Source organism: Roseibium porphyridii (assembly GCF_026191725.2).
Lineage (GTDB): Bacteria > Pseudomonadota > Alphaproteobacteria > Rhizobiales > Stappiaceae > Roseibium > Roseibium porphyridii.
Genome location: NZ_CP120863.1, coordinates 4,569,530 through 4,594,515, shown reverse-complemented (window position 1 = coordinate 4,594,515; position 24,986 = coordinate 4,569,530). Strand labels below are relative to the sequence as shown.

Here is a 24,986-nt window from a genome sequence, read left to right as displayed (position 1 = left end):
CAGCTGAAACGCAGAAACGCGAGTGAACCGGGCTAACGCGGGAACTTTGCGTCCAGTTTTGCAAGCAGCTCCTGGAGCTTTTCGTCGTAACGACCTGAGAGTTTCCTGGTCCAGCTTTCCGGCGGATTTTTCCAACTGTCAGGGTCTCCGACAGCCAGCAGCATGACCATGCCATAGCGGCCATGAACCTTGCAGGTCAGGACATAAAGTCCAGGCACGTCCATTGTCATGGTTTCGGTTGCGGTATTGGCAACGGAAATCTTTTCAACTCCGTCGGGTATCAGTCCCTTGACGCTTACAACAGTGTGCTGGCCCCTGGAATTATTGAATGTGACCCGTTCTCCCGTCTTCAGTGCAACGAAATTCGGCTCAAACCGAAACATGTCCAGCACCCGGTCGGCCAACGGGTCGCTGATTTGATCGATCTTCGTGTTGGAAGTTGTGTCTTCGGCATAGGCGGGTGATGTCGCAAGGACGAGGGCAGCCAAAACGGAGGCTACCGCAGCATGTTTAGAGAATGCGCTTGGCATGGTTGAGTTCACTCCAGGTTGACCTGGCTACCTGTCAAGAAGTGGCGTTCACGACGCCTGTTGACCGCGATGGCTTGGCGGATTGAAAGTGTGGACAGAAGAACAGCCCAGTTGGGTGCATTGAGTGGGCGCTGCTAAGCGCCACGTTTTCTGGGACGTCCCCCGTTGGCAATCAGACGCAATCGGCGAACGTCCTCAATGGTGACCAGGTCGGCTTCGGGAAGGCTGATAACCCCTTCATTCGTCAGCGTGGTAAATCCTCTGCTGACGGTTTCTGGTTGAAGTCCGAGATAGTCGGCGATGTCGCGGCGCCCGAACGGAATGGTGATCGAATTGAATTGATGTCCGCTTCGCGGCAGCATCCGGCTTTTGAGCTCAAAAATGAACGCGGCAATGCGTTCGATCGGCGTCTTCTTGGCAAGATCGTTGCTGTGGTCGAGAAGGCGGAAAAGAAAGTTGTTTGTCTGATCGATAAAGTGGTCTCTGGCCGTATCGGAACGACTGAGAAGTTTCTCGAAAACCGGGTATTCCATCAACTGGACCGCGCTGGGTGTCAGTGCCGTTATCGTGCCATCGAACTGGCGTTGCAGTGTCGCGAGATTGATGTAGTCACCGGGCAGGAAAAGGCCTGTGATCGTTCTTCGGCCGTCGCTGAGGTGGGCAACGATCGCGACCGCGCCGGTCAGGATGCCGATAACGGGTGAATTTGGAAGTGTCTCGGGGTCTAATTCCTGTCCGGTCGCAAGCGCATATTTATGCGCACCTTTCGGGAGATCTATTCCGAAAGTCGTTCGAAGAGCGGCGCAAATACAGTTTTGGGAATGAAAACCGCAGCTGTGTTCCAGACTGCACAGATTGCCGGCATCTTGATCTTCAGTATAGCTCTCCGCCGACAGTCCGTTCATTGTTCTCATATCAGGCCCCTACTGTTGGAGGGACTATATGGTCTGTCTTCGAATACATAATTGAGCAATATCAATCGTCACAATTGTTTGATAAATATATATTTTCGAATGTTTGAATATTAAATTTACTTCCAATCTCTACGTATGATTACTCAAAAAAACAGACGATTGATTGCAATCAGTGCTGATGATTTTCACAAGTGAATACTCGCCGTGATGGGGGAGTTGAGCGGTCGCCGAATTCAGTGGTGATCGCGTTCTAATACTCCTCTCCACTACGGAGGGTCCTATGCGCCTTACTGCAAGTATTGCAGCTCTGCTATTAGCCACCACGGCTGCCTGGTCCGCAGATCAGGGTCCGGTTACGCCGATGGAGGTCAATCCCGAGCTGGCCGAACTCGGCAAGCGTCTTTTCTACGACACGCGCCTGTCCGGCGACACCAATCTTTCCTGTTCGTCTTGCCATCAACCGGATCTCGCCTTCACCGACGGCGAAGCCCTTTCAACGGCCTATAGCGGCTCGGAAGGTTTTCGGAACACGCCCACGCTTGCCAATGTTGGCCAGCGCGCGGCCTGGATGCACGATGGCCGGCTCGGCACGAACCTGAACGATGTATCCCGTGAAATGATCACGGAAGATTACATCATGAACATGGACATGCGGATGATGCAGGAGCGTCTGAAGCAGGATCCTGTCTATGTCGAAATGTTCAAGGCTGCCGGCAAGGGTGAACCCTCAAACGGCGGCGCGCGGTCTGCGCTTCAGGAGTTCCTGAAGTCGATCGCCTCTTCGGGCTCCCCGTTCGATACCGGTGAAATGAGCGAAGCCGCGAAACGCGGTTACGTGAACTTCAAGGGCAAGGCTGGCTGTACGGCCTGTCATTCCGGTGACCGTTTCACCGACGATCAGCCGCACAACATCGGGGTTCCCGACAATCCGGACATTTGGTCCGACCCGCTGCGGCACCAGACATACGTCGCCTATGCGAAATTCATGGGTGTCGAAAACTACATGAACGTGCGCACGGATCTCGGAGCCTACATTCGCGATCACAAGGAAAGCTCGAAACGAACCTTCATGACCCCGACCTTGCGCGAGCTGACCTACACCGCGCCGTACATGCACAATGGCACGCTGGCAACGCTGGAAGACGTGGTCGAATTCTACAACCAGGGCGGTGGAGATGATCCGAACAAGGATTCTCGTCTGAAGCCGCTTGAACTGACCCGCGGCGAAAAGGCTGACCTGGTTGAATTTCTGAAGGCGCTTTCCGGCGATAGCTACAACCAACCCGCCTATGTCTGGGAACAGGATGACTATGCATTTGAAGTCGTTCCCGACTGGAAAAACGCGACCAACTGAGGAGACAGGATCATGTCAAAAGCCATGAAGAAAACCGTCTCCGCATGGGCTCTCGCAGGTGCATCAGTGCTTGCAATCGCCACCGGAGCAATTGCCGCCGATCGGCCGGCAGACCTTGCGCCGCTGGGTGATCCGCCCATTCCGGCAGACAACCCGCAAACACCTGAGAAGATCGAACTCGGCAAGATGCTGTTTTTCGATCCGCGTCTTTCCGGTAACAGCGCAATGCCATGCTCGGCATGCCACCTGCCCGATGCCGGGTGGGACTTCCCCGACAAGATCTCGCTTGGATATCCAGGCACGGTTCACTGGCGGAACTCCCAGACAATCATCAACTCGGCCTATTACGGCAACCTCTTCTGGGCAGGGTCCTCCAAGTCGCTGGAGGCACAGGCTAAATCGGCAGCCAAAGGGGCAGTCGCCGGGAATGGCGAAGATGACATGCTCGAAGCTCGCCTGGCTTTCGTGCCGGAATATCGTGAACGGTTCAAGGACGTCTTTGGAACCGAATATCCGCGCCTGAGCCACGCCTGGATGGCAATTGCCGCATTTGAGCGCACACTTGTTCAGACCGACACGCCATTCGACAACTATATGCGCGGCGATGATGCGGCTCTGGACGATGCTCAAAAGCGGGGTCTGGAACTGTTCACCGGCAAGGCAGGCTGTTCCCAGTGTCACAATGGAGCATTGCTGAGCAACCAGAAATACTACAACCTCGGCGTTCCGGCATATGATGGCTGGGAAACTGACGAGCTTGCCCAGATCACCTTCCGCTATGAGCTTTATGCGAAGGGATCGACGGAAGAAATGTACCGGACCTTCAAGGACGATCCGGGTGTCTACTTCCGTGCGAAGGACAAGAACCATCTCGGCAAGTTCCGCGTCCCGTCGCTGCGCTACACAAAGTACACAGCACCATACATGCACAACGGCATGATCGAAACGCTGGAAGACGTCATCGAGTTCTACAACCAGGGTGGCGGTGAAAACGAGTTCGCTGAAACCAAGAGTGAGCTCATCAAACCTCTCGGCCTCAATGACGACGAAAAAGCCGATCTGCTGGCCTTCCTGGAAAGCCTTTCCGGTGAACGTATCGTGATGGAGGAGCCAGAGCTTCCCGAATACGACGTCCTTCCGGCGGCTTCGAACTAAGGAGACGGATTATGACGAAACATCAAAAACCGATCGATCCGGCCCTGATCGAAGCCATAAACGGCCCGAAGGACGTTGCCAAGACAGGCAAGCGGTGCCTCATGAACAGACGTCAGTTTCTTCTGACGTCGGGCATCACCACGTTCACGGTCATGGTCGCTCTGAAGGCAGGCCCTTCGTCTGCAAAGGTTCCGGCGGTGGTTTCGACCTACGAACGCAAGCTGATCGGCAAGCTCTCGGAGCTGAAAGAGGATGAGCCTCTCGACTTCACCTATCCGGATGATGGTGCCTATTCGGAATCCATGCTGGTCAAGCTCGGCCGTGAAGCCGGCGGCGGGATCGGTCCCAACAAGGATGTGGTTGCCTTCAACTACACCTGTACTCACCAGGGCGGACCGCTTCAAGGCACTTACAAATCCGAGGACAAGGTGCTGGGGCCGTGCCCGTTGCACCTGACCACATTCGATCTGACGCGCCACGGTATTTTCATTTCCGGACAAGCTTACCAGAGCCTGCCTCAGGTGCTGCTCGAGCTGGATGGAGATGACATCTATGCCGTTGGAATGTTCGGCCTGATCTATGGCCGTTACGACAATCTCAAGGGCTGAGGAGACCGATAATGTCCACACCCTACTATATCCCAGAGACGAATATTCCGCTGCCTCCGGTGGATGCGGATGTGATCTCGACCGCTTGCGACTACTGCATTGTCGCCTGCGGTTACAAGATCTATCGCTGGCCGGTCAAGGGCGGCAAGGTTGGCGGTGAGAAGGCCGAGGAAAACGCTTTCGGCGTCGACTTCCCGGTCGATCCGCTCGGCCCCTGGGTTGCACCCAACCAGTACAATGTCGTGCTGCATGATGGCGAACCACATCACGTCATCATCATTCCCGACAAGGATACCGAGCACGTCAATCTTCTCGGCAACTCATCCATTCGCGGCGGGGCTCTGGCGCAGAAGGTCTACAATCCGCAGACCCCGACCCGTGACCGGTTGAAGTCTCCGATGATCCGCATGTTCGGCGTCCTGATGCCGGTAACTTGGGACTTCGCGATGGAAATCGCGGCGGAAGTCGGCAAGCATGTGATCAAGACACACGGTGAAAATGCCTACTGCGTCAAGACATTCTCGTATGGTTATATGGAAAACACATATGCCATCACGAAATACGCCCTGAACAGTGTCAGCACCGCCAATTTCACCTTCCACGACACGCCGTCCGACGTGACGTCCACACCCGGCTTCCGGGATGCGGGCTTCGATAACTTCGGACCATCTTACGAAGACTGGAGAGACGCCGAAACGCTGCTTGTTTGCGGCACCGACCCTTATGAAACCAAGACCATCCTGTTTACGGACTGGATGATGCCTGGCATTCAGAATGGTCAAAAAGCGATCTTCATGGTTCCCCGCAAGACCGGTGGTATCGCCTACGCCGAAAAGAACGGCGGCATGTGGCTCGACATTCAGCCGGGCACAGACCTGCTGGTGGTCAACGCCATCGCCCGCGTCATCGTGGAAAATGGCTGGGAAGACAGCGACTGGATCCAGAAATGGGTCAACAACAAATGGGAAAGCTCGTCTGGTTTCGGTCAGGGCACCCGCAACACGCCGTGGCAGTGGCGCACCACTTGGGGCAAGTTCCAGACCGCCGGTTTTGAAGACTGGAAAGAATGGCTCCTGTCCCAGGACGAGTTCGCTCCGGAAACGGCTGCCGAAATCGCCCAGATCGACGTTGAGAAGATCTACACCGCTGCAGAATGGATGGCGAAACCGAAGGAAGACGGATCACGTCCGAAGACATCGGTCATGATCGAAAAGGGCTTCTACTGGTCGAACAACACCGGTAACACCCAGGCCATCTCCGCTCTCGGCATCATCGTCGGGGCCGGTGGACGTCCCGGGCAAGTGATTGGCCGGGCTGGTGGTCACCAGCGTGGTGGTCTACGTGGCGGCAAATACCCACGTAACAAATCGCCTGAAAAACTGCCTGGCCGCCGCCGCCGTGCGATGGATACGGACCGGTATCTGATGTCCGGCCACACGCGCTTTGCGCACGTGATCGGCAACACCTGGATACAGTCCATGTGCGGATCGCAGTCTCTTGCGGCGAAGTTCAACGAGCTGACTGTGCAAAATCCGCATCAGATCCGTTCGTTCGACAAGCAGGAGATCATCGACACGTTGAAGCGGCGCGTTGACAGTGGTGGCATGGTCGTCGTCAACCAGGATATCTATCTGGTGGATCCGATCGGCGCACGCTATGCCGACATCGTTTTCCCGGCTGCCGGTTGGGGTGAAGATACCTTCACCCGCGCTAATGGCGAGCGTCGTATTCGGCTCTATCCGAAGTTCTACGATGCACCGGGTGAAGCCAAGCCGGATTGGTGGATCATTGCCAAACTGGCAACCGCGATGGGTTACAAAGGCTTTGATTGGAAGAACTCCAACGAAGTGCTTGAAGAAGGTGCCCGTTTCTCACGAGGAAGCCGCAAGGATTTCTTCAACGTCAAGGTTGTCGCACAACGTGAAGGCAAAACCCTGCACGAGAAACTGGCGGAGTTTGGCACCAACGGCATCCAGGGGCCGGTCCTTCTGCAGGACGACGGCACGCTGGTCGGTACCAAGCGTCTGCATGACACTGAACGCAAGTTGCCAGCCGACGGACCGTCCGGAGCAAACCGCCTCGGCAAGAAACTGACCCATTTCAACTCGCAGACCGGCAAATGCAACATCCAGAAGTCACCTTGGAGCCTGTTCTCCGACTACTGGGCATGGCTGAAGCCGAAAGACGATGAGTTGTGGGTCACGTCTGGTCGTATCAACGAGCGCTGGCAGTCCGGTTACGACGATCGCCGTCGTCCGTACATCGTTCAACGCTGGCCCGAAAACTGGGTGGAAATCCATCCCGATGACGCGGCGGCCAGAGGCATCGAGAACGGCGATTATGTCATGCTCTATTCTGACCGGATTCCGGTTCAGAAAGACACGATCATCGGTGTGGAAGGCGATGACTTCCAGTTCGAAAAACTGATGGAGCATGGTCACATCGAGTTGACGGAAGCTGCGATCACAGCTGTCGCCATCGTGACACCAGCCGTGAAGAAGGGGCTCCTTTACATGGACTTCCTGCACACGGCTCAACCAGCCAACGCCTTGTCCGGGCGTGTGGTCGACTGGATCAGCGGTAACTACAACTACAAGATGGGCGTCGGCCGGATCCGTAAGATCGGCACATCGCCCTACAAAACAAGCTACCGTTCAATGTCCTTCGCACGCCGTGACATCGCCTAAGGGTGTTGCGAGAGACTGATCAAGATCAAGGCGGGGACGAGAGTTCCCGCCTTATTGTTTTTCCAAGCATTTTAACGACAAAGGTTCTTCTGAAATGGCCCAGCCTAAACCTTCGATTCCCTTGAAGCCTGAGGCGTTGGCACTTGGTAGCGATCTTGAAAACACCATGCTTCAAATCGTGCAATCAGGTTCGCCCGCAGAGCAGTGTCTGGCCATAAAGGCAGCTGGTCAGTGGGGGCTCCCGTCAGCGCGCAATGTGCTGCTGGAGGCAACTCGGAATGACGACCCCGATGTGCGGGTCGACGCGCTGCAAACGCTGGTAAAGCTTGGTGAGAAGGGATTGGGAGAGACCTTCCTCTGGAGCCTTCGGAACGATCCCGTAAGCGAATCCAAGATTGCGGCACTGAGCGGACTTCAAGCGGAAGACCGCGAGCTTGCGGCACCGCTTTTGCGCAAGCTATCGGTTGAAAGTTTCGACGACGAAATTGCCTGGGAAGATGAAAACGCCGACTGGGATGACTGGCTCGACGTTCAAAAGGAAGCGATCCGGACGATCGGCCGCCTGGGGATCGAGGAAGCACTCGATGATCTGATGACGGCGGCAAAGGATGAATTTGGCCAAGAGCTCTGGCGCGAGGTCTTTGAGGCTTATGCCGGTCTTGGTCGCCCCGGGTTCCTCGCGCTTCTCGATGCCGGGCAGAGCGCGTCGGAACGTCAGCGCTCCCGGGCTGCCCGTGCCCTTGGCGCCTCCTCTGACCCCCATGCCTTGAAGGCCTTGGATGGATTGTGTCAGGACAAGAGTGTCGATGTGCGTTTGGCCGCGCTCGAAACCATGTTGGAGCGCGGAGCCCCCTTGTCTGACGCTCAGTTGATCGAAGACCCGTCTCCGCTCATTCGATCCATGACAGCGGCAAAGTCGCCCACAATATCGGTCGATGACCTGGTCAATCTGGTTGTGCATGATGACGACAGAACCGTCAGGCTGGCCGCGATCCGTCGTCTGAACGAATGCAACTTGAAATCAACCCAACTTGGCAAACTTGTCGATCTCACCGGTGCGAAACTGCGCGGTGAAAGAGAAGACTTTGTATCCGCCCTGGTTGACGTTCTGGGCCGCAGCAAAAGCGAAGAGGCGTTTCAAGCACTTCAGGAAATCAAGACGCATAACCCAAAACCGGAAATCCAACGATCTGTATTGTCGGCGCTCGCTTATTTCCAAAAGCCTGAGGTCCTTGAGTATCTGGCTGAAGGGATAACTTCAAAGAGCCAAATGGTGCGACTTTCCGCGCTTGCGTCAGTGTCGGCCTTGTCCGATGGCGACGGCGAGGTTGCCGACAACGCTGCCGCTATTCTGCTTCTGGCTGCGCAAGGCGATCTGGTGTCTGAGGAAATGGACACCGAGAATGAAGAAAAGCAAGGTGGAGAAGAGGAGCAGAAGCAGTTTGGCGCGCGTGCACGCGATGATGACGGCGGTACGAAAAACCGTATCGTGTTGGACCGGGATGGAAACATTATTCCTCAGGACGAGACGGATGAGCCGGTCAAACTGAGCGACTATCGCAAACCGGAACCCAAGAATGATGACACTGAAGACGCCGACCAAATCCAAGCGCAAAGTGTTGTCCTTGATAGGGGTGAAGGCGAACAATCTGAGGAGACGGCTGAAATTGTCGCGTTCCCTCAAAGCACGCTGGCAGCAATCCTGCAAGGTGATGTCGAACAAGCTGAATTTGCGGAAGAGAAGATCGACTTGTCCGACGAGGACCTGAAGTTTCTGGAACTCGCGCAATCCACATTGAAAAAGAAGCGTGTTCGGCCCGACGTTGCATCAAATACGGCCCAGGAAATCCGTAGAATTGCCGTCAGGCTGATTGGCGAGCAAAAACTGACCGTATTCACACCGGTCTTGCTGGCGGCGATGGAGTCCCGGGACGACGAATTGCGCGTTGCTGCCTTAACGGCGCTTGCGACACGAAGCGGCAACGGCGTAACCCTGTCTCAGGCGGATTGGTCGCTTCTTGTGAACTTGCCACCAGATAATTATGCACCGTCAAGGGCAGCCTTTCTTGATCTCTTGTCCTTCGCACCAGACGCCGTTGCGGCTCCGCGCTTTGAGGCAGCTCTCAGCGGCAACGACCCGGCCGATCAGGCGGCTGCACTAAATGCTTGCATGACATTGCAGACTCTTCCGACGCAAATTGGTGAATTGCTTCGATCTGATGATCGAACGACACGGCGCGCAGCCCTGAAAGGGATGTGTGCATCTGCCGATGGGGATGCTGCCGATGCTCTGTTCGAGGCTGCATTCAAAGAAAGTGGCGCGCTCTGGTCAGAGCTCTCGGCCGCTGTCGGAAAACGAGGGGTTTGTGATCTGACCACCAGCATCATGACCAAGCTGCAAGACGCTTGCGCAGTCAGTGGAGCAGGCCGTATCATCGCGCTCGAAATTCTTGCTGATCTCGGCAAAACGGCTCGGGCCGAATAAACCTTCGATGCGAAACGCATGCGCCCGCGGACCAAAATGGACCGCGGGCGTTTTGACATGCGAGTCGGACCTATTTGCCGGGTCGGTGAGCCTTCAACACAGATGGATCGGTTTCGATGTAACCTGCACCGATCAGGTCAAGGCAATAGGGGACTGCGGCAAAGACCGCCATCAGACAGACATCGATGCTTCCAGGTGAGCCAGGCAGATTGAGCAGAAAAGTCTTGCCGCGAATTCCGGCTGTTTGCCGGGAAAGGATAGCCGTTGGCACAAAGTCCAGACTACGCCGGCGCATCAACTCACCAAACCCCGGCAGTTCTTTTGTGAAGACAGCCAGTGTTGCTTCCGGAGTAAGGTCCCGTGGAGCCGGACCGGTGCCACCGGTCGTCAGCACCATGTCAAATGCCTTGGCATCGCACAGGTCGATCAATGTGTCGCGAACGCTTTCAAAGCCATCCGGAATGATGATCCTTTCACATTCAAACGGTGTGGTGACGGTCTTTTCCAGCCATGCCTGAATAGCCGGTCCACCCCGATCTTCGTACTCGCCCTTTGAGGCGCGGTCCGACACCACGAGAATGGCAATACGCATCGGCTTATCCCCCAAGGGTCGACATGGAGCGAACGATTCCGCTAACCCCGGTGTCGTTGATTTGAAACGCATGTCCGCGTGGCTTGTCGAAGACCTTTTGTCGAATGAGCTGCGCCACTTTTTCGTTGCCGTTCGATTGACGCAAAGGCTCCCTGAGAGCCAGGCCGCCTTCATGCCCCATACAGGTATAAAGATCGCCGGTGCAGCTCAACCGGATGCGGTTGCAGTCAGCGCAAAAGTCGCAGGACATCGGCGTGATGAACCCCAGCTTGCCGCCGGTCTCCTTTAGCCGAACATATTTTGCGGGACCGCCGGTCGTCTCTGACAAGGGTTCGAGCGTCCATTCCGTTTCAAGTCGTCCGCGCAATTCCGCAAGAGAGAGGAAACTTCGACTGCGACACGCTGCCGCCCCGCCAAGTGGCATTTCCTCAATGAGGGTGAGATCCATATCCTTTTCATGGGCAAAACGGATCAAGTCATTGAGCTCGGTTTCAAAGACGCCTTTTTGGGCGACGGCATTCAGTTTGACTTTCAGGCCGGCCCGTTTTGCGGCCTCCAATCCTGCGAAGACGCGCTCGATTTTGCCCCAGCGCGTGATGGTTCTGTATCTATCGGCATTTAGCGTGTCGAGCGAGACGTTGACCCGGCGCACACCACAATCCACAAGCTCACCGGCGTAAGCTGCCAATAGTGATCCGTTCGTGGTCAGGGTGACTTCATCAAGTTCCCCTGTTTCCAGATGTCGGGACAGGTTCTTAAAAAGGCTGGTCACATTCTTGCGGACAAGCGGTTCTCCTCCGGTCAGTCTGATTTTGCGCACGCCATGACCGATGAAGATCGTCGCAAGCCGATAAAGCTCTTCAAGCGACAACAGATCCTTGCGTGGAAGGAAAGTCATGTTCTCTGCCATGCAATAGGTGCATCGCAGGTCACATCGGTCGGTTACAGACAGGCGCAGATACGTCGCGGTCCGACCGAACTGATCGTTCAGCGTACCGCATGCAGGATCAAGACTAACCATTGGCCGCCACCGCCGCCGGTTTGCCGGAAACAGTCAGGCACCAGGCCACGGTTGCATCCAGGTCAGCTGGAAGATCGACAGCCAATTCGCCGGCAAAATTACGCCAGGCCTCCAGGTACGGCTCTCGAACCACGGTCAGAACCGGAATGGAGAGCTCCATGGCCTTGCCGATCAACTGTCGAAAGCCCTGGCCATCCTGTTCGCCTTTTCCGAATCGATTCAGGACAAGGAGGTCGGGTCTCAGGTCGATTTCAGTCTGCAATCGAGCCGTTATATCGGCGAGACTGCGCGGATCGAGCCGGCAGCCCTGCGATCCTCGCCCCAGCGCCTGCGATATTTCGATCGTCTCGCCACTCGATATGAGTTCAAGCCCCATATCGGCGCAGCAGGTATCACCATATTCGGCGCGGCGTTGTACGACCCCGGATACACAAAGCCCCTCGGCCTGAAGCAGTTTGACAAGCGTTTCCAGGAGGCGATCTACGTTTTCGCCTCGGTTGGATCTGATTGCTCCGCAGAGCGGTGTGTCTTCAACCATCTGAATTGTCCAATGAGACTGTCAGCCCGTTGTCAAAAGCTGACGGATTGCGCTCAAGTTCAATTCAAGTTGTGAGCCGCTTCCAGCTGTGTTGCCATGACCTTAGTCAAAGTTGAGAAATGCTCTAGTGGCTGATCATCCAAGGCCTTTTTGAAGGAAACGTCTTGCTGCCGTCTGCCTTGTAAACAGCACTTGAACGAAAGCTGTTTTTGGAACTCGAACAGCAGGAACAACCAGCCGGGTGACGTTTCCTGCGCTCTTTGGCCCCATCTTCTCTATCCGACTTGGTCGAATGAACGGGGCTGTGGCGGGACGTTTCATTTCGTTGATGTGCTGTCCGATCGCTCGTTGAGAGAGTTGACATGTTCGGCGCTTGCAGGAAAGCGCGTGGCGCCTCCTGCTTGCAGACCGGACATTCGATTGGTTCTGAGTGAGCCGACATCGGTCGCAGCGCCGTTATCGGCCCACATTGTGCACAAAGGTAGTCATAAACCGGCATAGCATTCTCCTCAAAGGTCTAGAGCCAGCGGAATATCAACGGACCCGTCAATGAACTTCATTGGCCCTTCCGAGCCTGGCATCATGTCGAAGTCGAAAATGTCGGTTGGCAGCCACAATGTGGCGCAGGCATTTGGTATGTCGACTACGCCGGATATGTGCCCCTGAACGGGTGCTGTACCCAGAATGGCGTAGGCCTGAGCGCCCGAATATCCAAATTTCTTCATATATTCTATGGCGTTGAGGCAGGCCATCCGGTAGGCGATATGAACATCCAGATAGTGCTGGGTTCCTGCTTCATCGACTGAAATGCCTTCGAAGATCAGGTAGTCGTCGTAGCTTGGAGTGATCGGTGAAGGCTTGAAAATCGGGTTTTTGACACCATATTTCGCTACACCGCCCTTGATCAGGTTGACGCGGATATGCAGCCAACCGGCCATCTCGATCGCGCCGCAGAAAGTGATCTCGCCATCACCTTGGCTGAAATGCAGATCGCCCATGGAAAGGCCTGCACCGTCGACATAAACCGGGAAATAGATTTTTGAACCACGTGACAGATCTTTGATGTCGCAATTGCCACCATGCTCGCGCGGCGGCACGGTGCGCGCGCCTTCTGCGGCAGCCTTTTCCTTTGCTTCGCCTTTCAACTGGCCCATGTGAGCTGACTGAGTGTTGGGAAGCGCTGCCAACGGCGGAACACGGTCGGGCTCCGTTTCGAATAGGGCCTTCTCACGTGAATTCCACATATCCAGCATTGAGCGGTCAGGCAGACAGCCGATCAGTCCGGGATGAATAAGCCCAGCATAACTGACGCCCGGCACGTGCCTGGAGCGCGTGAACATACCTTCAATGTCCCAGATCGATTTTTGTGCCTCCGGGAAGTGTTCCGTCAGGAAGCCGCCGCCGTTTTGCTTTGAGAAGAAGCCATTAAACCCCCAGAGCATTTCTTCTTTGGCGCCGATATCGAGAATATCGACGACGAGGAGGTCTCCCGGTTCTGCACCTTTGACGCCGATAGGGCCGGAAAGGTAGTGGACCTGTTCAAGTTCGACATCCCTGACATCGGCTGCATCATCGTCATTCTTGATTTGCCCACCAGTCCAGTCGTAGGTCTCGATCCTGAAATCGTCACCCGGTTCAACCCAGACCGCCATGGGGATGTCCGGGTGCCAGCGATTGTGTATTTTCTCGTTTGTATGCGGAGACTCACTCAAATCTACCGAAATCAGCGTATCAGCCATGGGGTTCTCCTCTTGGAAGTGCGCATGCGTTGGCGCGGTTGGAAACGGAGTTAGACGGAAAGGAATGCTGCGACCTTGTCTTCATCGACACTGTCACGGGGTTCATCGTGGACGAGCCGGCCATTCTCCAGAACGAGCACGCGGTCGGCGACGTCCAATGCAAAGGAGAGCACCTGTTCGGAGACAACGATGGACAGGCCGCGCTCATCGCGGATGCGCCTCAACACCCTTGCCATTTCCCGGATAATGGAAGGCTGAATACCTTCGGTCGGCTCGTCCAGCAGAAGCACTTTGGGATTTGTTGCAAGTGCCCGGGCGATAGCCAATTGTTGCTGTTGACCGCCGGAAAGGTTACCTCCGCGGCGTCCGTTCATTTCAAGCAAAACCGGGAACAGCTCGTAGATGTCTCCTGGCACCTTGGATTGGCCGCTGATCGTCAACCCGGTTTCGATGTTCTCCTGCACCGTCATGGTTGGAAAGATCATCCGTCCCTGAGGTACATAGGCGATGCCGCTGGCCACTCTCTCGTAGCTTCTCATCGACGTGATATCGATGCCGTCAACGGCAGCCGCACCATCCTTGGTTGGAACGATACCCATCAGGGATTTCATCAGCGTGGTCTTACCCATGCCGTTCCGTCCCATGATGGCAATGATTTCGCCCGGGGCCACCGTGAAATCGAGCCCATGCAGGACCTCGCTTTGGCCGTAGGCCACGTGGTAATGCGCTACATTCAGCATGTGAGCCTCCTAGTGACCGAGATAGACATCGATGACCTTGGGATCTGCCTGGACCTTGGCCATTGACCCTTCAGACAGGATCTTGCCCTGGTGCAGGACGGTGACGCGGTGGGCGATGTCTTCGACAAACTTCATGTCGTGTTCGACCACCATCACCGAGCGCCCTTTGGTGATTTCATTCAGAAGTTTTGCGGTCTGTTTGCGTTCCGAGACGCTCATGCCGGCAACCGGCTCATCCAGCATCAAGAGCTCCGGGTCCTGAATGAGCAGCATGCCGATTTCCAGCCACTGCTTCTGACCGTGGCTCAAAAGAGCGGCTTGCATGTCCAGAAGAGTGTCCAGGAAGACCATCTCGGCGATTTCTCTGACGCGAGACCTGACTTCCTCGTCGCGCTGAAAGGTGAGAGCGCCAAAGACGGTCCGGCCACGTGGAAAAGAGAGCTCCAGGTTCTCAAAGACCGTAAGATCTTCATAAATGGACGGGTTCTGAAACTTTCTGCCGACACCCTCCCGCACGATCTCGTGCTCTCGCATGGCTGTCAGTTCCTTGTTGCGAAACTTGATCGACCCGTCGGTTGCCTTGGTTCTTCCGCAGATGAGATCCAGAACCGTTGTCTTGCCGGCGCCATTCGGGCCGATGATGACGTGGATTTCGTTCTCGTCGATGTAAAGATTGAGATCGTTGACCGCCTTGAAGCCGTCGAAGGACACGGTCAGGTTCTCGATGGCGAGCAGGAAATCCGTGTTGTTGTTGAGCGTGTTCATGACTGCGTCCTACTCCGCGGGTTTGGCTGTTGTGTCCGCACTGAAAGGTGCCACCGGCGTTGGCTCGTCCGGCTCAGCCTTTCGTCCCTTCGGAACGATGAAGCGGTCCACAAGCGGCGCGAGATAGCTGCGGTAGAGACCTGACAGTCCGTTGGGGAAGACCAGAACCACCGCGATGAACAGAGCTCCGAGGCCGAAGAGCCAGAGTTCGGGAAACGTCTCGGAGAATGTTGTCTTTGCCCAGTTGACGAGCAGCGTTCCGTAGACGGCTCCAAAGATCGACAGGCGCCCACCAACCGCGCAAAAGATGACCATCTCGATGGAAGGGACGATGCCGACGAAAGACGGCGACATGAACCCGACCTGCAGGGTGAACATCGCGCCCCCAATCGCGGACAGGACGGCTGCGAAGCAGAAGACGAAGATCTTGATATTGGAAACGTCGTAGCCGGAGAACCGGACCCTGTCTTCCTGGTCCCTGACTGCAACCAAAAGCCTGCCGAGCTTGCTCTTCAGAACGATTTGGCTGAGCAGCAGGACCGCGATCAGCAGGCCGCCATTGACATAATAGAGGATGTACTTGGCTTCATCGGTCCGTATATCCCAGCCTTTGAGAGTGCGCAGATCCGTGATGCCGTTGACGCCGCCCGTATAGCCCTGTTGACCGATGATGAGGATGGTCAGGATTGCCGCGATCGCCTGGGTAATGATGGCAAAATAGACCCCGCCCACACGGCGCTTGAACATGGCTGTGCCAATGATGAACGCAAACAGAGCCGGAACTGCGATGATCGCGACGATCGTGAAGGTGAGGCTGTTGAATGGTTGCCAGAACCAGGGCAGTGCCGTGATCTGGTTCCAGTCCATGAAATCGGGGATGCCCGGTGTCGACTGGATGGCGGTGGCCTCCGGTGTTGAGGCCTCCAGCTTCAGATACATGGCCATGCAGTACCCACCGAGGCCGAAGAAAACGCCTTGCCCGAGGCTCAGAATTCCACCCTTGCCCCAGCAAAGGACAAGGCCGATTGCGACAAATGCGTAGGTCAGATACTTGCCGAACAGGTTCAGTCTGAAGATATCCATGGCGAGCGGCATGACAACGAACAGCACCGCTGCAATCACCAGGAGGCCGAGCATTTCCTGCCGGGACATGAAGGATTTCAAGCTGGTCATCGTTACCTCCTCAGCGGCGGATTTTCAGGGAGAAAAGACCTTGAGGGCGCAGCATCAAGATGCCGACAACCGTCAACAGGGTGAGCACCTTGGCCATTGAGCCGGACAGGAAGAATTCCATTGTCGATTGCGCCTGACTGATGGCAAAAGATGAGGCAATCGTGCCCAGAAGGCTGGCCGCGCCGCCAAATACGACGATCAGGAACGTGTCGACGATATAGAGCTGACCCGCGGTGGGTCCGGTTGAACCGATCATGGTGAAAGCGCTGCCGGCGATGCCGGCGATGCCGCAGCCAAGAGCAAAGGTGTTCCGGTCGACTTTTTCGGTGTTGATACCGACGGCACCCGCCATCACACGGTTTTGCACCACGGCGCGCGTCTGCATGCCCATGCGGGACCTGAACAGGATGAAATAAACGCCGATCGCGATGAAGAAGGTGAGCACCATCACGAAGATCCCGTTGATCGGGATCTCGATGATGTCTGTCAACGGAACCGATCCGAGAAGCCAGTTCGGAAGGGTGACACCCACCTCTCGAGCACCGAAAATCGACCGGTATGCTTGCTGCAGGATCAGGCTGAGGCCCCATGTCGCCAGCAACGTATCGAGCGGCCGCTTATAGAGGTGTCTGATGAGAGACCATTCAACAAGCGCACCTAGCGACCCGGCGGCGACAAAGGCCAATATCATGGCAAAGAAGAAGTACACACCGAAGAGGGATGGCGCGTAAGCTTCGACAAAATTGGAGCACAGGTACGTCACGTAAGCGCCGAGGATCATGAACTCGCCATGAGCCATGTTGATGACGCCCATCTGGCCGAAAATGATGGCCAGGCCGAGGGCCATCAGGACAAAGACGGAAAACAGGATCAGTCCGGCAAAACCCTGCATGGCAAAGATTGACCCGAGTTCTGTCCAGGTATAGTCGGCGAACATTGCGCACGTCTCCATGCTTTGGGGCGGCGCAAATGCCGGTGCCCCTGCTGTGGGAATGGGTTGGGATGAGGTTGTTGAGGCGGCGCTGCGCAGGCTGCATCCACGCAGCGCCCCGGGTTGGCCCGTCCTTAGAGCGGGCGTTTCCGTCCCTGGGGAACAGGCGTCGGCTTACTGGTAGCCTTCCGGGAACGGATCCGGTTCCATCAGGTCCGCGGTTTCGTAGATCATTTCATACTGACCGTCGGTTTTGGCGAGACCAATTCTGGTCTTGGACCAAAGGTGATGGTTTTCATGCACGCGGACATATCCTTCCGGTGCGGTCGTCAGCTCAATACCAGGTGACGCGAGGCGAACCTTGTCGATATCGAAGCTTCCCGCCTTCTCAACGGCGGCTTTCCAGAGCCACGGGCCAAGATAGGCTGCTTGCGTCACATCGCCGATCACGATGTCGTCGCCCCATCTCTCCTTGAAAGCCTTGACGAATGCCTGGTTGTTTTCATTGTCGAGAGACTGGAAGTATTTCATCGCAGCGTAAGCGCCTTCGATGTTTTCTCCACCGATGCCACGAATTTCATCTTCGGTCACCGAAATGGTCAAAAGCAGAGGCTTCTCTTTTGTCATGTCGATGCCCGCAGCCTTGAGCTGCTTGTAGAAGGCGACATTTGAACCACCGACCACGATTGCGTAGATCACATCAGGCTTCTTCAACTTGATCTTGTTGATCACCGAATTGAACTGGGTGTGGCCGAGCGGATAGTACTCCTCGCCGACAACCTTGTGGCCCAGCTTTTCGATGTGTTTGCGTGCGATCTTGTTGGACGTGCGCGGCCAGATATAGTCCGAACCGAGCAGATAGAAGCTCTTGGCACCCTTTTCCTTGGCGACCCAATCAATGCCGGCAATGATCTGCTGAGTGGCTTCCTGGCCGGTGTAGATCACATTAGGTGACTGCTCCAAACCCTCGTAGAAGGTGGGGTAGTAGAGCATGCCGTTGTACTGTTCAAAGACCGGCAATACGGCCTTGCGGGATGCGGAGGTCCAGCATCCGAACACGGCGGCTACCTTGTCGTTGACCAGAAGTTTTTTCGCCTTTTCCGCAAAGGTTGGCCAATCGGAAGCGCCGTCTTCCTGAATATATTCGATCTTGCGTCCCAGAACGCCGCCCATGGCGTTGATTTGCTCGATTGCCAGCTTTTCTGCCTGTACCGAACCGGTTTCGGAAATTGCCATTGTCCCGGTAACGGAGTGCAGGATCCCGACTTTCACGGTGTCTTCAGTAACGGCAAGACCGGTCGTGTTGACATCTTGTGCGAATGACGGCGTCAAAGCACCGGTCATCGCGAGTGTTGCAGCCGACACTGTTCCGGCAAGAACTGCCCGGCGGGAGAGCCGGTTTTCAATCAGGTTTTTCAGGCGTCGCATCAGGTGACCCCTCCATGTTTGAGGTTGGAGCAGGGCACCACGTGGCGCCACCGCATGGAGGGAAGGCTCGCTTGAATTTGTGCACTGCCGCAATGCGTCAGTTGCTGTGGGTCAATTGACTGATTCCAAACGCAGAGAAATTATGAGATCGTTTTACGTTTGTATGGGTCGAATTGTTTGGGGGTTAATACGTTGAGATTTTTCATCTCTATTGATGATGAGAGAATATCAAGAGTGAATCGTAAATATAGTTTTGAATACAACTTTTAAGGTAAAAGTTATTTTCAAAATTTTTAGGCATGTATTTTGCTTTTGAGAAAGGTGAGGGGAAGATTTGTTGTTTCGTCAGCGCGCTCTGCCGTGAGATTGTGCGAAAGCAGCAGGTCAATTGATTGCATTGCACAAATACTAAGCGTGACTGACCAAAGCAGTTTCGCAAGGCGGGGTATATGGCAGGTCATCAGCGGGTCGTTCGCTTGCGTCGAACTTATAACCAGTGGGTCGCTAACCAGACCCTGGAAGACTACGCCCTGCGCTTTACCGCCAAAAGCGCACGCAGGTGGTCCCCGGTGTGGGTCGCCAATACCGCGCTCGGCGCGATTTCGTTCTTGGCACTGGAGGCGATCGGAGCTGCCATCACCTACAATTACGGCTTCACAAATGCCGTATCGGCCATCCTTTTGGTGGCATTGCTGATTTTCATTACAGGCTTGCCGATCTCCTACTACGCAGTGAAATACGGCGTAGACATCGACTTGCTGACGCGCGGGGCCGGTTTCGGTTACATCGGATCCACGGTTACCTCGCTCATCTATGCGAGTTTCACTTTCATCTTCTTCGCTCTGGAAGCGGCGATAATGGCAACGGCGCTTGAGCTGTTTCTCGGCATTCCGCTCAACATCGGCTATCTCGTCTGTTCGCTCGTTGTCATCCCGATGGTGATATACGGCATTACTTTGATAAGCCGTCTGCAAGTCTATACGCAGCCCGTGTGGATCGCCCTTCAATTGCTGCCATTCGTGTTTCTCGCCTGGCAAGGTGTTGCGCCGATTGAAGACTGGCAGAGTTTTTCAGGGCGCTTCGGGAATGAAGAGGGGCAGTTTGAACTTCTGCTCTTCGGCGCGGCCAGTGCGGTTCTATTTTCCTTGATTGCACAGATTGGGGAGCAGGTTGACTTCCTTCGATTTCTGCCACGTCAAAGGCGGGGACGACGCGGCAGCTGGTGGCTTGCGTTGTTGGCTGCAGGGCCGGGATGGATCGTCGTTGGCGCTATAAAGTTGCTTATGGGCTCGTTCCTGGTCGTCGTTGCCCTGCAAAGTGGATTGGCGCCAGACAAGGCTGTCGAACCGACGCATATGTATCTTGTGGCTTTCAGCAAAGTCACAACGCCGGAAGTGGCCATCGCCCTGACCGGCGTCTTCGTCATCGTGTGTCAGATCAAGATCAACGTCACCAACTCCTACGCGGGCTCAATTGCCTGGTCCAACTTCTTTTCCCGCCTGACACACAGCCACCCTGGACGGGTCGTTTGGCTGGTATTCAACGTGGTAATCGCGTTAACGCTCATGGAGCTGGGTGTCTACAAGGCGCTGGAGCGCACACTCGGCCTTTATTCAATCGTCGCGGTCGCATGGATTGGAGCGATCTTCGCCGATCTGGTGATCAACAAGCCGTTGGGTCTGAGTCCTCCGCATATCGAATTCAAACGGGCACATCTCTACGATATCAATCCAGTCGGGCTCGGGTCGATGACCGTTGCAAGCGTGGCCGCATTTATCGCATATGCGGGCTTTTTCGGTCAGACAGCGCACGCCCTGGCAAGCTACATTGCGCTTTTCACCGCAATTCTCCTCGCTCCTCTCATTGCCTATCTGACAAAGGGCCGGTTTTACATTGCCCGGGAACCTGAAGATGTGGTCTCCGAAACAGGCGTAAAACAACATCGGATCCAGTGCTGTATTTGCGAGCACACGTTTGAACATGAGGACATGACCAATTGTCCGGTCTATGCAGGGCCAATCTGTTCTCTTTGTTGTTCTCTGGACGCGCGTTGTGAGGACGATTGCAAGGAAAATGCTCGGCTGGGTGATCAGATTTCAATGTTTCTGCATGCTTTGTTGCCGGCAAACGCTGCCAGCAGGCTCGGGTCAAGGGTTGGCAAATACCTTGGTGTGATGCTGATTGTCGTGGCGTCACTGGGCGGCATTCTCTCGCTTGTCTTTGTCGAAGCGAAGTCCGTCGACCAGGATGGCGTTGCAAGAGCGCTGACACAGGTCTTCTTTATTCTCCTCGTAATCTCGGGTGTCATGGCCTGGCTCTTTGTGCTTGTTCACGAAAGCCGGAAATTCGCCAATGAGGAGACCCGGCGTCAGACAAGTCTCCTGATGAAGGAAATCAGGGCGCACAAGCGCACGGATGCCAAGCTGGAAAAGGCAAAGGAAGCAGCTGAATCGGCCAATCAGGCAAAGAGCAGGTATGTGGTCGGGATCAGTCACGAGCTGAGGTCACCGCTCAACGCGATTGCCGGTTATGCTCAGCTGATGCGCAAGGATCCGACGATCCCGGCACATCGCCGCGACGCGGTCAAAGTGATCCAGCATTCAGCCGATCACCTCGCAGGACTGATCGAGGGGCTCCTCGACATCTCCAAAATCGAAGCCGGTCATCTGACAATTTATCGCGAGCGGTTCAACCTGCACGATTTCCTCAACCAGATTGTCGATATGTTCCGATTGCAGACCGATGCCAAGGCGCTGACGTTTTCCTTCAAGCCTGCAGACAATCTTCCTCTCTTCGTCTTCGGCGACGAAAAACGACTGCGGCAAGTGCTGATCAACCTGCTTTCCAACGCAATCAAATGGACCGATCGGGGCAGCGTGAGCCTGATCGTCAACTATCACAGCCAGGTTGCAGAGTTTTCGATCGTTGATACCGGCATCGGTATTGCGGAGGAAAACCTTGGTCGGATCTTCAATCCCTTTGAGCGGGTGGAAGAAGAAGGGCAGGCAGGCGTACCAGGAACCGGCCTCGGCCTGACGATCACCAAGCTCTTGAGCGAAATCATGGGTGGTGACATTCAGGTTGAAAGCGAAGTTGGCAACGGCAGCACATTCAAGGTTCGCATGTTGTTGAGCGCAGCCGACGCACCGGCCAAGGTGGCAAGGGCCGAAATGCGGATCAATGGCTACGAAGGTCCGGTCCAGACGGTCATGGTGGTCGATGACGATGCCGCACAAAGAGCTCTCATCGAGGATTTTCTGAGCCCGCTCGGCTTCAAGGTATTGTCCGCTCCAGGCGGCCAGGCATGTCTGGAAATTGCGGAGGTTGAAAAACCGAACGCATTTCTCCTGGATATCAGCATGCCGGGCATGAACGGCTGGACCCTTGCCAGAACGTTGCGGGAGAGGGGGCATAGCGACGCGGTGATCATCATGATCTCCGCCAATGCGGACGAAAGCGGGCGCGAGCCGCTGCACCGGATCTTCCATGATGACTACCTGGTCAAGCCGGTGCGGCTGCAAGATCTTCAGGAAAAGCTGCAACAGGGACTTAAGATCGTTTGGCGGACCGTTCCGGCAGAGCCCCGCATACAGCCGGGTTTCCCAAAATCGGTCTCAGAGCCGGTTTTCGAGCGGGGCAGATTGCCCTCGGTGGAAAGCCTGGAAATGCTGAAACAATTGAGTGGTCTTGGATATGTGCGCGGCATTCGCGCCAAGCTTGATGACATTGAAGCACACGAACCCCACGCCGTGGAGTTTGTGGTGCATATGCGTCGTCTCATCCGCGAATTCGATCTGACACAATATGACAAGGTACTTGAAAGGCTCGGACATGATCATGAGTGCTCCTAGTCCAAGCGAAACGGTGCTGGTGGTCGACGACGCGCCGGCATCGCTGGGAATGCTGACAGATGCATTGGAAGAGGCCGGCTATACCGTGCTGGTCGCTCAGGACGGGCGCAAGGCGCTCGACATTGCCTCGCGGGTGACGCCAACCGCAATCCTCATGGATGCGATCATGCCGGAACTTGACGGGTTCGAAACAAGCAAACGGATCAAACGACTGGAGGCGCTCCGCGATGTTCCGGTCGTGTTCATGACGGGGTTGAGCCAGACGGAACACATTGTCAGGGGGCTGGAATCGGGAGGGGTCGACTACGTTACCAAACCGGTCGACCCGGAAGAGTTGATTGCCAGGCTCCGGGTCCACATCTCCAATGCTCGCAGTTCTCACAGCGCCCATGTGGCTCTGGATGCATCGGGCAGGTTCCTGATCTCCGTAGATCTTTCCGGCGCAATCTGCTGGGCGACACCGCAGGCCATGGTCTTGATCGACGGCGGCAGCCACAATGAGCCGGATTATGTCGGCCAGCTGCCCGCAGAAGCGGTAGAGTGGTTGCGCAGCTATCTCCTCAACGTCGGCAAAGCAGCGAACAATGACAGCAATGTCGTTGCCGACATGGCAGGCCTTTCGCTGCGCTTCAGCTATGCAGGGCAAATAAGTTCGGGCGAGCATCTGTTGAGGGTCGCCGAAATGGTTGACGGCAACCCGACCGACCTCCTGCGCAAATCCTTTGATCTGACCGAGCGCGAAGCAGAAGTGCTCATGTGGATCGCACACGGAAAATCGAACAAGGAAATCGCGGCCATTTTGGAAATGAGCCCCAGGACAGTGAACAAGCACCTGGATCGGATCTTCGGAAAACTGGGCGTCGAAAACCGAACCTCCGCCGCCGTCGTCTCACTCAAGAAAATTCTGGAGCGTTGAAGAAAGCCATCAAGCTGATGCCTAAGCTAGACAAAATGGCGATCAGGCCTGTTTCAGGTGAAAAACACCGCAAAAACAGACTGAGCGTTATATGACGCTTACTCTCCGAGATAGGTCCCAATTCTTCCTTGACGCATGCTGACCGGGTTGCCGTAGACGCATCCTGAGCGGTGAAAATCTAAGGAAATTTCTCCGCCTGCGTCCAGAAGCGGCTGGAATTCGTTGGGAGGAACGGATGAAGAAGCAACTCCTGGCCGCGGTATCAGCGGCTGCATTTCTAACGACAGGTGCCGCCTATGCGGCAGACCCCTTGAAAGTCGGCGTTCTGGCCACCTTGGAAGGAACCTATACGGTTCTCGGAGAAGATGGTGTGCGCGGCCTCAGAACGGCGCTGGCCGTCCGAGGCGAGCAGGCAGGTGGTCGAGATCTAGAACTCATCATCCAGTCGACCGATGCGTCACCGGACAGTGCCGTACGCGGAGCTCGCAAACTGGTCGAGCAGGACAAGGTGGACATTGTCATAGGTCCGCTTTCTGGATCTGAGGGGATCGCGATCCGCGACTACTCGAAGACGCAACCACAGGTGACTTTCCTGAACGGGATTTCCGGAGCACAGGAAACGACTTATGTCACCCCGTCCGACAACTTCTTCCGTTTCAACACAGACGGCGCGCAATGGTCGGCCGGCCTCGGCGACTATGTGTTCAATGACAAGGGATGGGAAACGGTCGCCACGATCGGTGAAGACTATTCCTTCATCTACACACAGGTCTTCGGATTTGCACTTGAATACTGTCAGGCCGGTGGCGAAATCACCGATCGCTTCTGGGTGCCGCTTGGAACCAAGGACTTCGGATCGATCATTGCCTCGCTTCCCGATGATGTGGATGCAATCTATCTCGGTCTGGGTGGGGGCGATGCCGTCAACTTCCTGAACCAGTATCAGCAGGCTGGCGGCGACGCCAATCTGATCGGCGGATCCATCATGGTGGACGGCACAGTGCTGAACTCCAAGGGTGACGCCAAAAAGGCTCTGATCGGAACGCCGTCTTCAGGACCTCAGGCAGACACCTGGGACGATGAAGGCTGGCAGGCTTATGTGAAAGCCTATCAGGATGCGTTCCCGCCCGACAAACGCTTCCCGAGCCCGTCTCTGCTGGCAACCGGCTATTACAACGCCACGACAGCGGCCATGACTTGCCTTGATGAGGTTGGTGGTGATCTGTCCGATGGGCATGCCGCGTTCCGTGCCTGCCTGAGCAATCTTGAACTGGATGCTCCGAACGGCAAGATCAAGCTTGATGGAAACCGTCAGGCCATCGGTGCCAATTTCGTGTCGGAAGTAACCGAACTCGATGATGGATCACTGGTCACGAAACTGGTGAAAATCAAGGACAATGTCCCTCAGACACTCGGCATCGATCCCGAGGTCTTTGCAAAGATCGGCCTCCCGAGCCGCGACGTGCCTGAGTGTAAGACTTCTTACTGACGGCGACTGCACCGGGCAGAAGTTTCTGCCCGGTGCCGATTTATCTTTTCGCGCTCCAGTGCAGCGTATC

The 24,986-nt window shown here is 55.6% G+C and carries 20 protein-coding genes; 8 read left to right on the top strand and 12 right to left on the bottom strand.

What is annotated here, in order from left to right; all coding sequences use genetic code 11:
* Positions 1 to 32 precede the first annotated feature (32 nt).
* Positions 33 to 530 (bottom strand): plastocyanin/azurin family copper-binding protein, encoded by a 498-nt coding sequence (locus K1718_RS21155; RefSeq protein ID WP_265680939.1) that lies wholly within the window; start codon positions 528 to 530, stop codon positions 33 to 35.
* A 134-nt stretch (positions 531 to 664) separates the two neighbouring features.
* Positions 665 to 1,444 (bottom strand): Crp/Fnr family transcriptional regulator, encoded by a 780-nt coding sequence (locus tag K1718_RS21150; RefSeq protein WP_152502835.1) that lies wholly within the window; start codon positions 1,442 to 1,444, stop codon positions 665 to 667.
* Between the two features lie 280 nt (positions 1,445 to 1,724).
* Here K1718_RS21150 and K1718_RS21145 point away from each other — a divergent pair, with 280 nt between their 5' ends.
* From K1718_RS21145 to K1718_RS21125, 5 genes are all read left to right on the top strand, one after another.
* Positions 1,725 to 2,798 carry a cytochrome-c peroxidase gene (locus K1718_RS21145; RefSeq protein ID WP_152502834.1) on the top strand — a complete coding sequence of 358 codons (1,074 nt, stop codon included), beginning with the start codon at positions 1,725 to 1,727 and terminating at the stop codon, positions 2,796 to 2,798.
* Between the two features lie 12 nt (positions 2,799 to 2,810).
* Entirely contained in the window at positions 2,811 to 3,953 is a 1,143-nt protein-coding gene (locus K1718_RS21140; RefSeq protein ID WP_209006666.1) for a cytochrome-c peroxidase, read from the top strand.
* An 11-nt stretch (positions 3,954 to 3,964) separates the two neighbouring features.
* Positions 3,965 to 4,561 (top strand): arsenate reductase (azurin) small subunit, encoded by a 597-nt coding sequence (locus tag K1718_RS21135; protein ID WP_152502833.1) that lies wholly within the window; start codon positions 3,965 to 3,967, stop codon positions 4,559 to 4,561.
* A gap of 11 nt (positions 4,562 to 4,572) precedes the next feature.
* Entirely contained in the window at positions 4,573 to 7,248 is a 2,676-nt protein-coding gene (locus K1718_RS21130) for an arsenate reductase (azurin) large subunit (protein WP_152502832.1), read from the top strand.
* A gap of 94 nt (positions 7,249 to 7,342) precedes the next feature.
* Positions 7,343 to 9,733, top strand: coding sequence for a HEAT repeat domain-containing protein (locus tag K1718_RS21125; protein ID WP_265680940.1), 2,391 nt, complete (start codon positions 7,343 to 7,345; stop codon positions 9,731 to 9,733).
* 70 nt (positions 9,734 to 9,803) lie between these two features.
* On the opposite strand, the gene mog is transcribed toward K1718_RS21125, so the two are convergent.
* The 10 genes from mog to urtA all read right to left on the bottom strand — a co-directional run bounded on the left by mog (position 9,804) and on the right by urtA (position 18,576).
* On the bottom strand, positions 9,804 to 10,325 hold the full coding sequence (gene mog / locus K1718_RS21120; protein ID WP_265680941.1) for a molybdopterin adenylyltransferase: 522 nt from the start codon (positions 10,323 to 10,325) through the stop codon (positions 9,804 to 9,806).
* 4 nt (positions 10,326 to 10,329) lie between these two features.
* Entirely contained in the window at positions 10,330 to 11,346 is a 1,017-nt protein-coding gene (gene moaA / locus K1718_RS21115) for a GTP 3',8-cyclase MoaA (protein WP_265680942.1), read from the bottom strand.
* Positions 11,339 to 11,884, bottom strand: a complete 546-nt coding sequence (locus tag K1718_RS21110) for a DUF2478 domain-containing protein (protein ID WP_265680943.1) — start codon at positions 11,882 to 11,884, stop codon at positions 11,339 to 11,341. Before K1718_RS21110 ends, moaA begins: the two co-directional genes overlap by 8 nt.
* Positions 11,885 to 12,008: 124 nt before the next feature.
* Positions 12,009 to 12,383, bottom strand: a complete 375-nt coding sequence (locus K1718_RS21105) for an FmdB family zinc ribbon protein (protein ID WP_152502827.1) — start codon at positions 12,381 to 12,383, stop codon at positions 12,009 to 12,011.
* Positions 12,384 to 12,393: 10 nt separating this feature from the next.
* On the bottom strand, positions 12,394 to 13,623 hold the full coding sequence (gene fmdA / locus K1718_RS21100) for a formamidase (RefSeq protein ID WP_265680944.1): 1,230 nt from the start codon (positions 13,621 to 13,623) through the stop codon (positions 12,394 to 12,396).
* Between the two features lie 50 nt (positions 13,624 to 13,673).
* Positions 13,674 to 14,363, bottom strand: coding sequence for an urea ABC transporter ATP-binding subunit UrtE (gene urtE, locus K1718_RS21095; protein ID WP_152502825.1), 690 nt, complete (start codon positions 14,361 to 14,363; stop codon positions 13,674 to 13,676).
* Positions 14,364 to 14,372: 9 nt separating this feature from the next.
* Positions 14,373 to 15,128: an urea ABC transporter ATP-binding protein UrtD gene (urtD, locus tag K1718_RS21090; protein ID WP_152502824.1), complete on the bottom strand. Its 756-nt coding sequence runs from the start codon at positions 15,126 to 15,128 to the stop codon at positions 14,373 to 14,375.
* Positions 15,129 to 15,137: 9 nt separating this feature from the next.
* Complete coding sequence (gene urtC / locus K1718_RS21085) at positions 15,138 to 16,301, bottom strand: urea ABC transporter permease subunit UrtC (RefSeq protein WP_265680945.1); 1,164 nt, start codon at positions 16,299 to 16,301, stop codon at positions 15,138 to 15,140.
* Between the two features lie 10 nt (positions 16,302 to 16,311).
* Positions 16,312 to 17,238, bottom strand: coding sequence for an urea ABC transporter permease subunit UrtB (gene urtB, locus K1718_RS21080; RefSeq protein WP_265680946.1), 927 nt, complete (start codon positions 17,236 to 17,238; stop codon positions 16,312 to 16,314).
* A gap of 168 nt (positions 17,239 to 17,406) precedes the next feature.
* On the bottom strand, positions 17,407 to 18,576 hold the full coding sequence (gene urtA, locus K1718_RS21075; protein WP_247649434.1) for an urea ABC transporter substrate-binding protein: 1,170 nt from the start codon (positions 18,574 to 18,576) through the stop codon (positions 17,407 to 17,409).
* Between the two features lie 533 nt (positions 18,577 to 19,109).
* On the opposite strand from urtA, the gene K1718_RS21070 reads away from it, so the two are divergent.
* The 3 genes from K1718_RS21070 to K1718_RS21060 all read left to right on the top strand — a co-directional run bounded on the left by K1718_RS21070 (position 19,110) and on the right by K1718_RS21060 (position 24,916).
* Positions 19,110 to 22,511 carry a hybrid sensor histidine kinase/response regulator gene (locus tag K1718_RS21070; RefSeq protein ID WP_265680947.1) on the top strand — a complete coding sequence of 1,134 codons (3,402 nt, stop codon included), beginning with the start codon at positions 19,110 to 19,112 and terminating at the stop codon, positions 22,509 to 22,511.
* The gene (locus K1718_RS21065; protein ID WP_265680948.1) at positions 22,498 to 23,427 is read left to right on the top strand and encodes a response regulator transcription factor; all 930 of its coding nucleotides are present in this window, start codon (positions 22,498 to 22,500) and stop codon (positions 23,425 to 23,427) included. Before K1718_RS21070 ends, K1718_RS21065 begins: the two co-directional genes overlap by 14 nt.
* A 235-nt stretch (positions 23,428 to 23,662) precedes the next feature.
* Positions 23,663 to 24,916: an ABC transporter substrate-binding protein gene (locus tag K1718_RS21060; RefSeq protein ID WP_152502819.1), complete on the top strand. Its 1,254-nt coding sequence runs from the start codon at positions 23,663 to 23,665 to the stop codon at positions 24,914 to 24,916.
* Positions 24,917 to 24,986 lie beyond the last annotated feature (70 nt).

Excerpts from the sequence above, each read along its gene's own strand:
- K1718_RS21155 (WP_265680939.1), bottom strand. The coding sequence starts at position 530 with ATGCCAAGCGCATTCTCTAAACATGCTGCGGTAGCCTCCGTTTTGGCT.
- K1718_RS21150 (WP_152502835.1), bottom strand. The coding sequence starts at position 1,444 with ATGAGAACAATGAACGGACTGTCGGCGGAGAGCTATACTGAAGATCAA.
- K1718_RS21145 (WP_152502834.1), top strand. The coding sequence starts at position 1,725 with ATGCGCCTTACTGCAAGTATTGCAGCTCTGCTATTAGCCACCACGGCT.
- K1718_RS21140 (WP_209006666.1), top strand. The coding sequence starts at position 2,811 with ATGTCAAAAGCCATGAAGAAAACCGTCTCCGCATGGGCTCTCGCAGGT.
- K1718_RS21135 (WP_152502833.1), top strand. The coding sequence starts at position 3,965 with ATGACGAAACATCAAAAACCGATCGATCCGGCCCTGATCGAAGCCATA.
- K1718_RS21130 (WP_152502832.1), top strand. The coding sequence starts at position 4,573 with ATGTCCACACCCTACTATATCCCAGAGACGAATATTCCGCTGCCTCCG.
- K1718_RS21125 (WP_265680940.1), top strand. The coding sequence starts at position 7,343 with ATGGCCCAGCCTAAACCTTCGATTCCCTTGAAGCCTGAGGCGTTGGCA.
- mog (WP_265680941.1), bottom strand. The coding sequence starts at position 10,325 with ATGCGTATTGCCATTCTCGTGGTGTCGGACCGCGCCTCAAAGGGCGAG.
- moaA (WP_265680942.1), bottom strand. The coding sequence starts at position 11,346 with ATGGTTAGTCTTGATCCTGCATGCGGTACGCTGAACGATCAGTTCGGT.
- K1718_RS21110 (WP_265680943.1), bottom strand. The coding sequence starts at position 11,884 with ATGGTTGAAGACACACCGCTCTGCGGAGCAATCAGATCCAACCGAGGC.
- K1718_RS21105 (WP_152502827.1), bottom strand. The coding sequence starts at position 12,383 with ATGCCGGTTTATGACTACCTTTGTGCACAATGTGGGCCGATAACGGCG.
- fmdA (WP_265680944.1), bottom strand. The coding sequence starts at position 13,623 with ATGGCTGATACGCTGATTTCGGTAGATTTGAGTGAGTCTCCGCATACA.
- urtE (WP_152502825.1), bottom strand. The coding sequence starts at position 14,363 with ATGCTGAATGTAGCGCATTACCACGTGGCCTACGGCCAAAGCGAGGTC.
- urtD (WP_152502824.1), bottom strand. The coding sequence starts at position 15,128 with ATGAACACGCTCAACAACAACACGGATTTCCTGCTCGCCATCGAGAAC.
- urtC (WP_265680945.1), bottom strand. The coding sequence starts at position 16,301 with ATGACCAGCTTGAAATCCTTCATGTCCCGGCAGGAAATGCTCGGCCTC.
- urtB (WP_265680946.1), bottom strand. The coding sequence starts at position 17,238 with ATGTTCGCCGACTATACCTGGACAGAACTCGGGTCAATCTTTGCCATG.
- urtA (WP_247649434.1), bottom strand. The coding sequence starts at position 18,576 with ATGACCGGTGCTTTGACGCCGTCATTCGCACAAGATGTCAACACGACC.
- K1718_RS21070 (WP_265680947.1), top strand. The coding sequence starts at position 19,110 with ATGGCAGGTCATCAGCGGGTCGTTCGCTTGCGTCGAACTTATAACCAG.
- K1718_RS21065 (WP_265680948.1), top strand. The coding sequence starts at position 22,498 with ATGAGTGCTCCTAGTCCAAGCGAAACGGTGCTGGTGGTCGACGACGCG.
- K1718_RS21060 (WP_152502819.1), top strand. The coding sequence starts at position 23,663 with ATGAAGAAGCAACTCCTGGCCGCGGTATCAGCGGCTGCATTTCTAACG.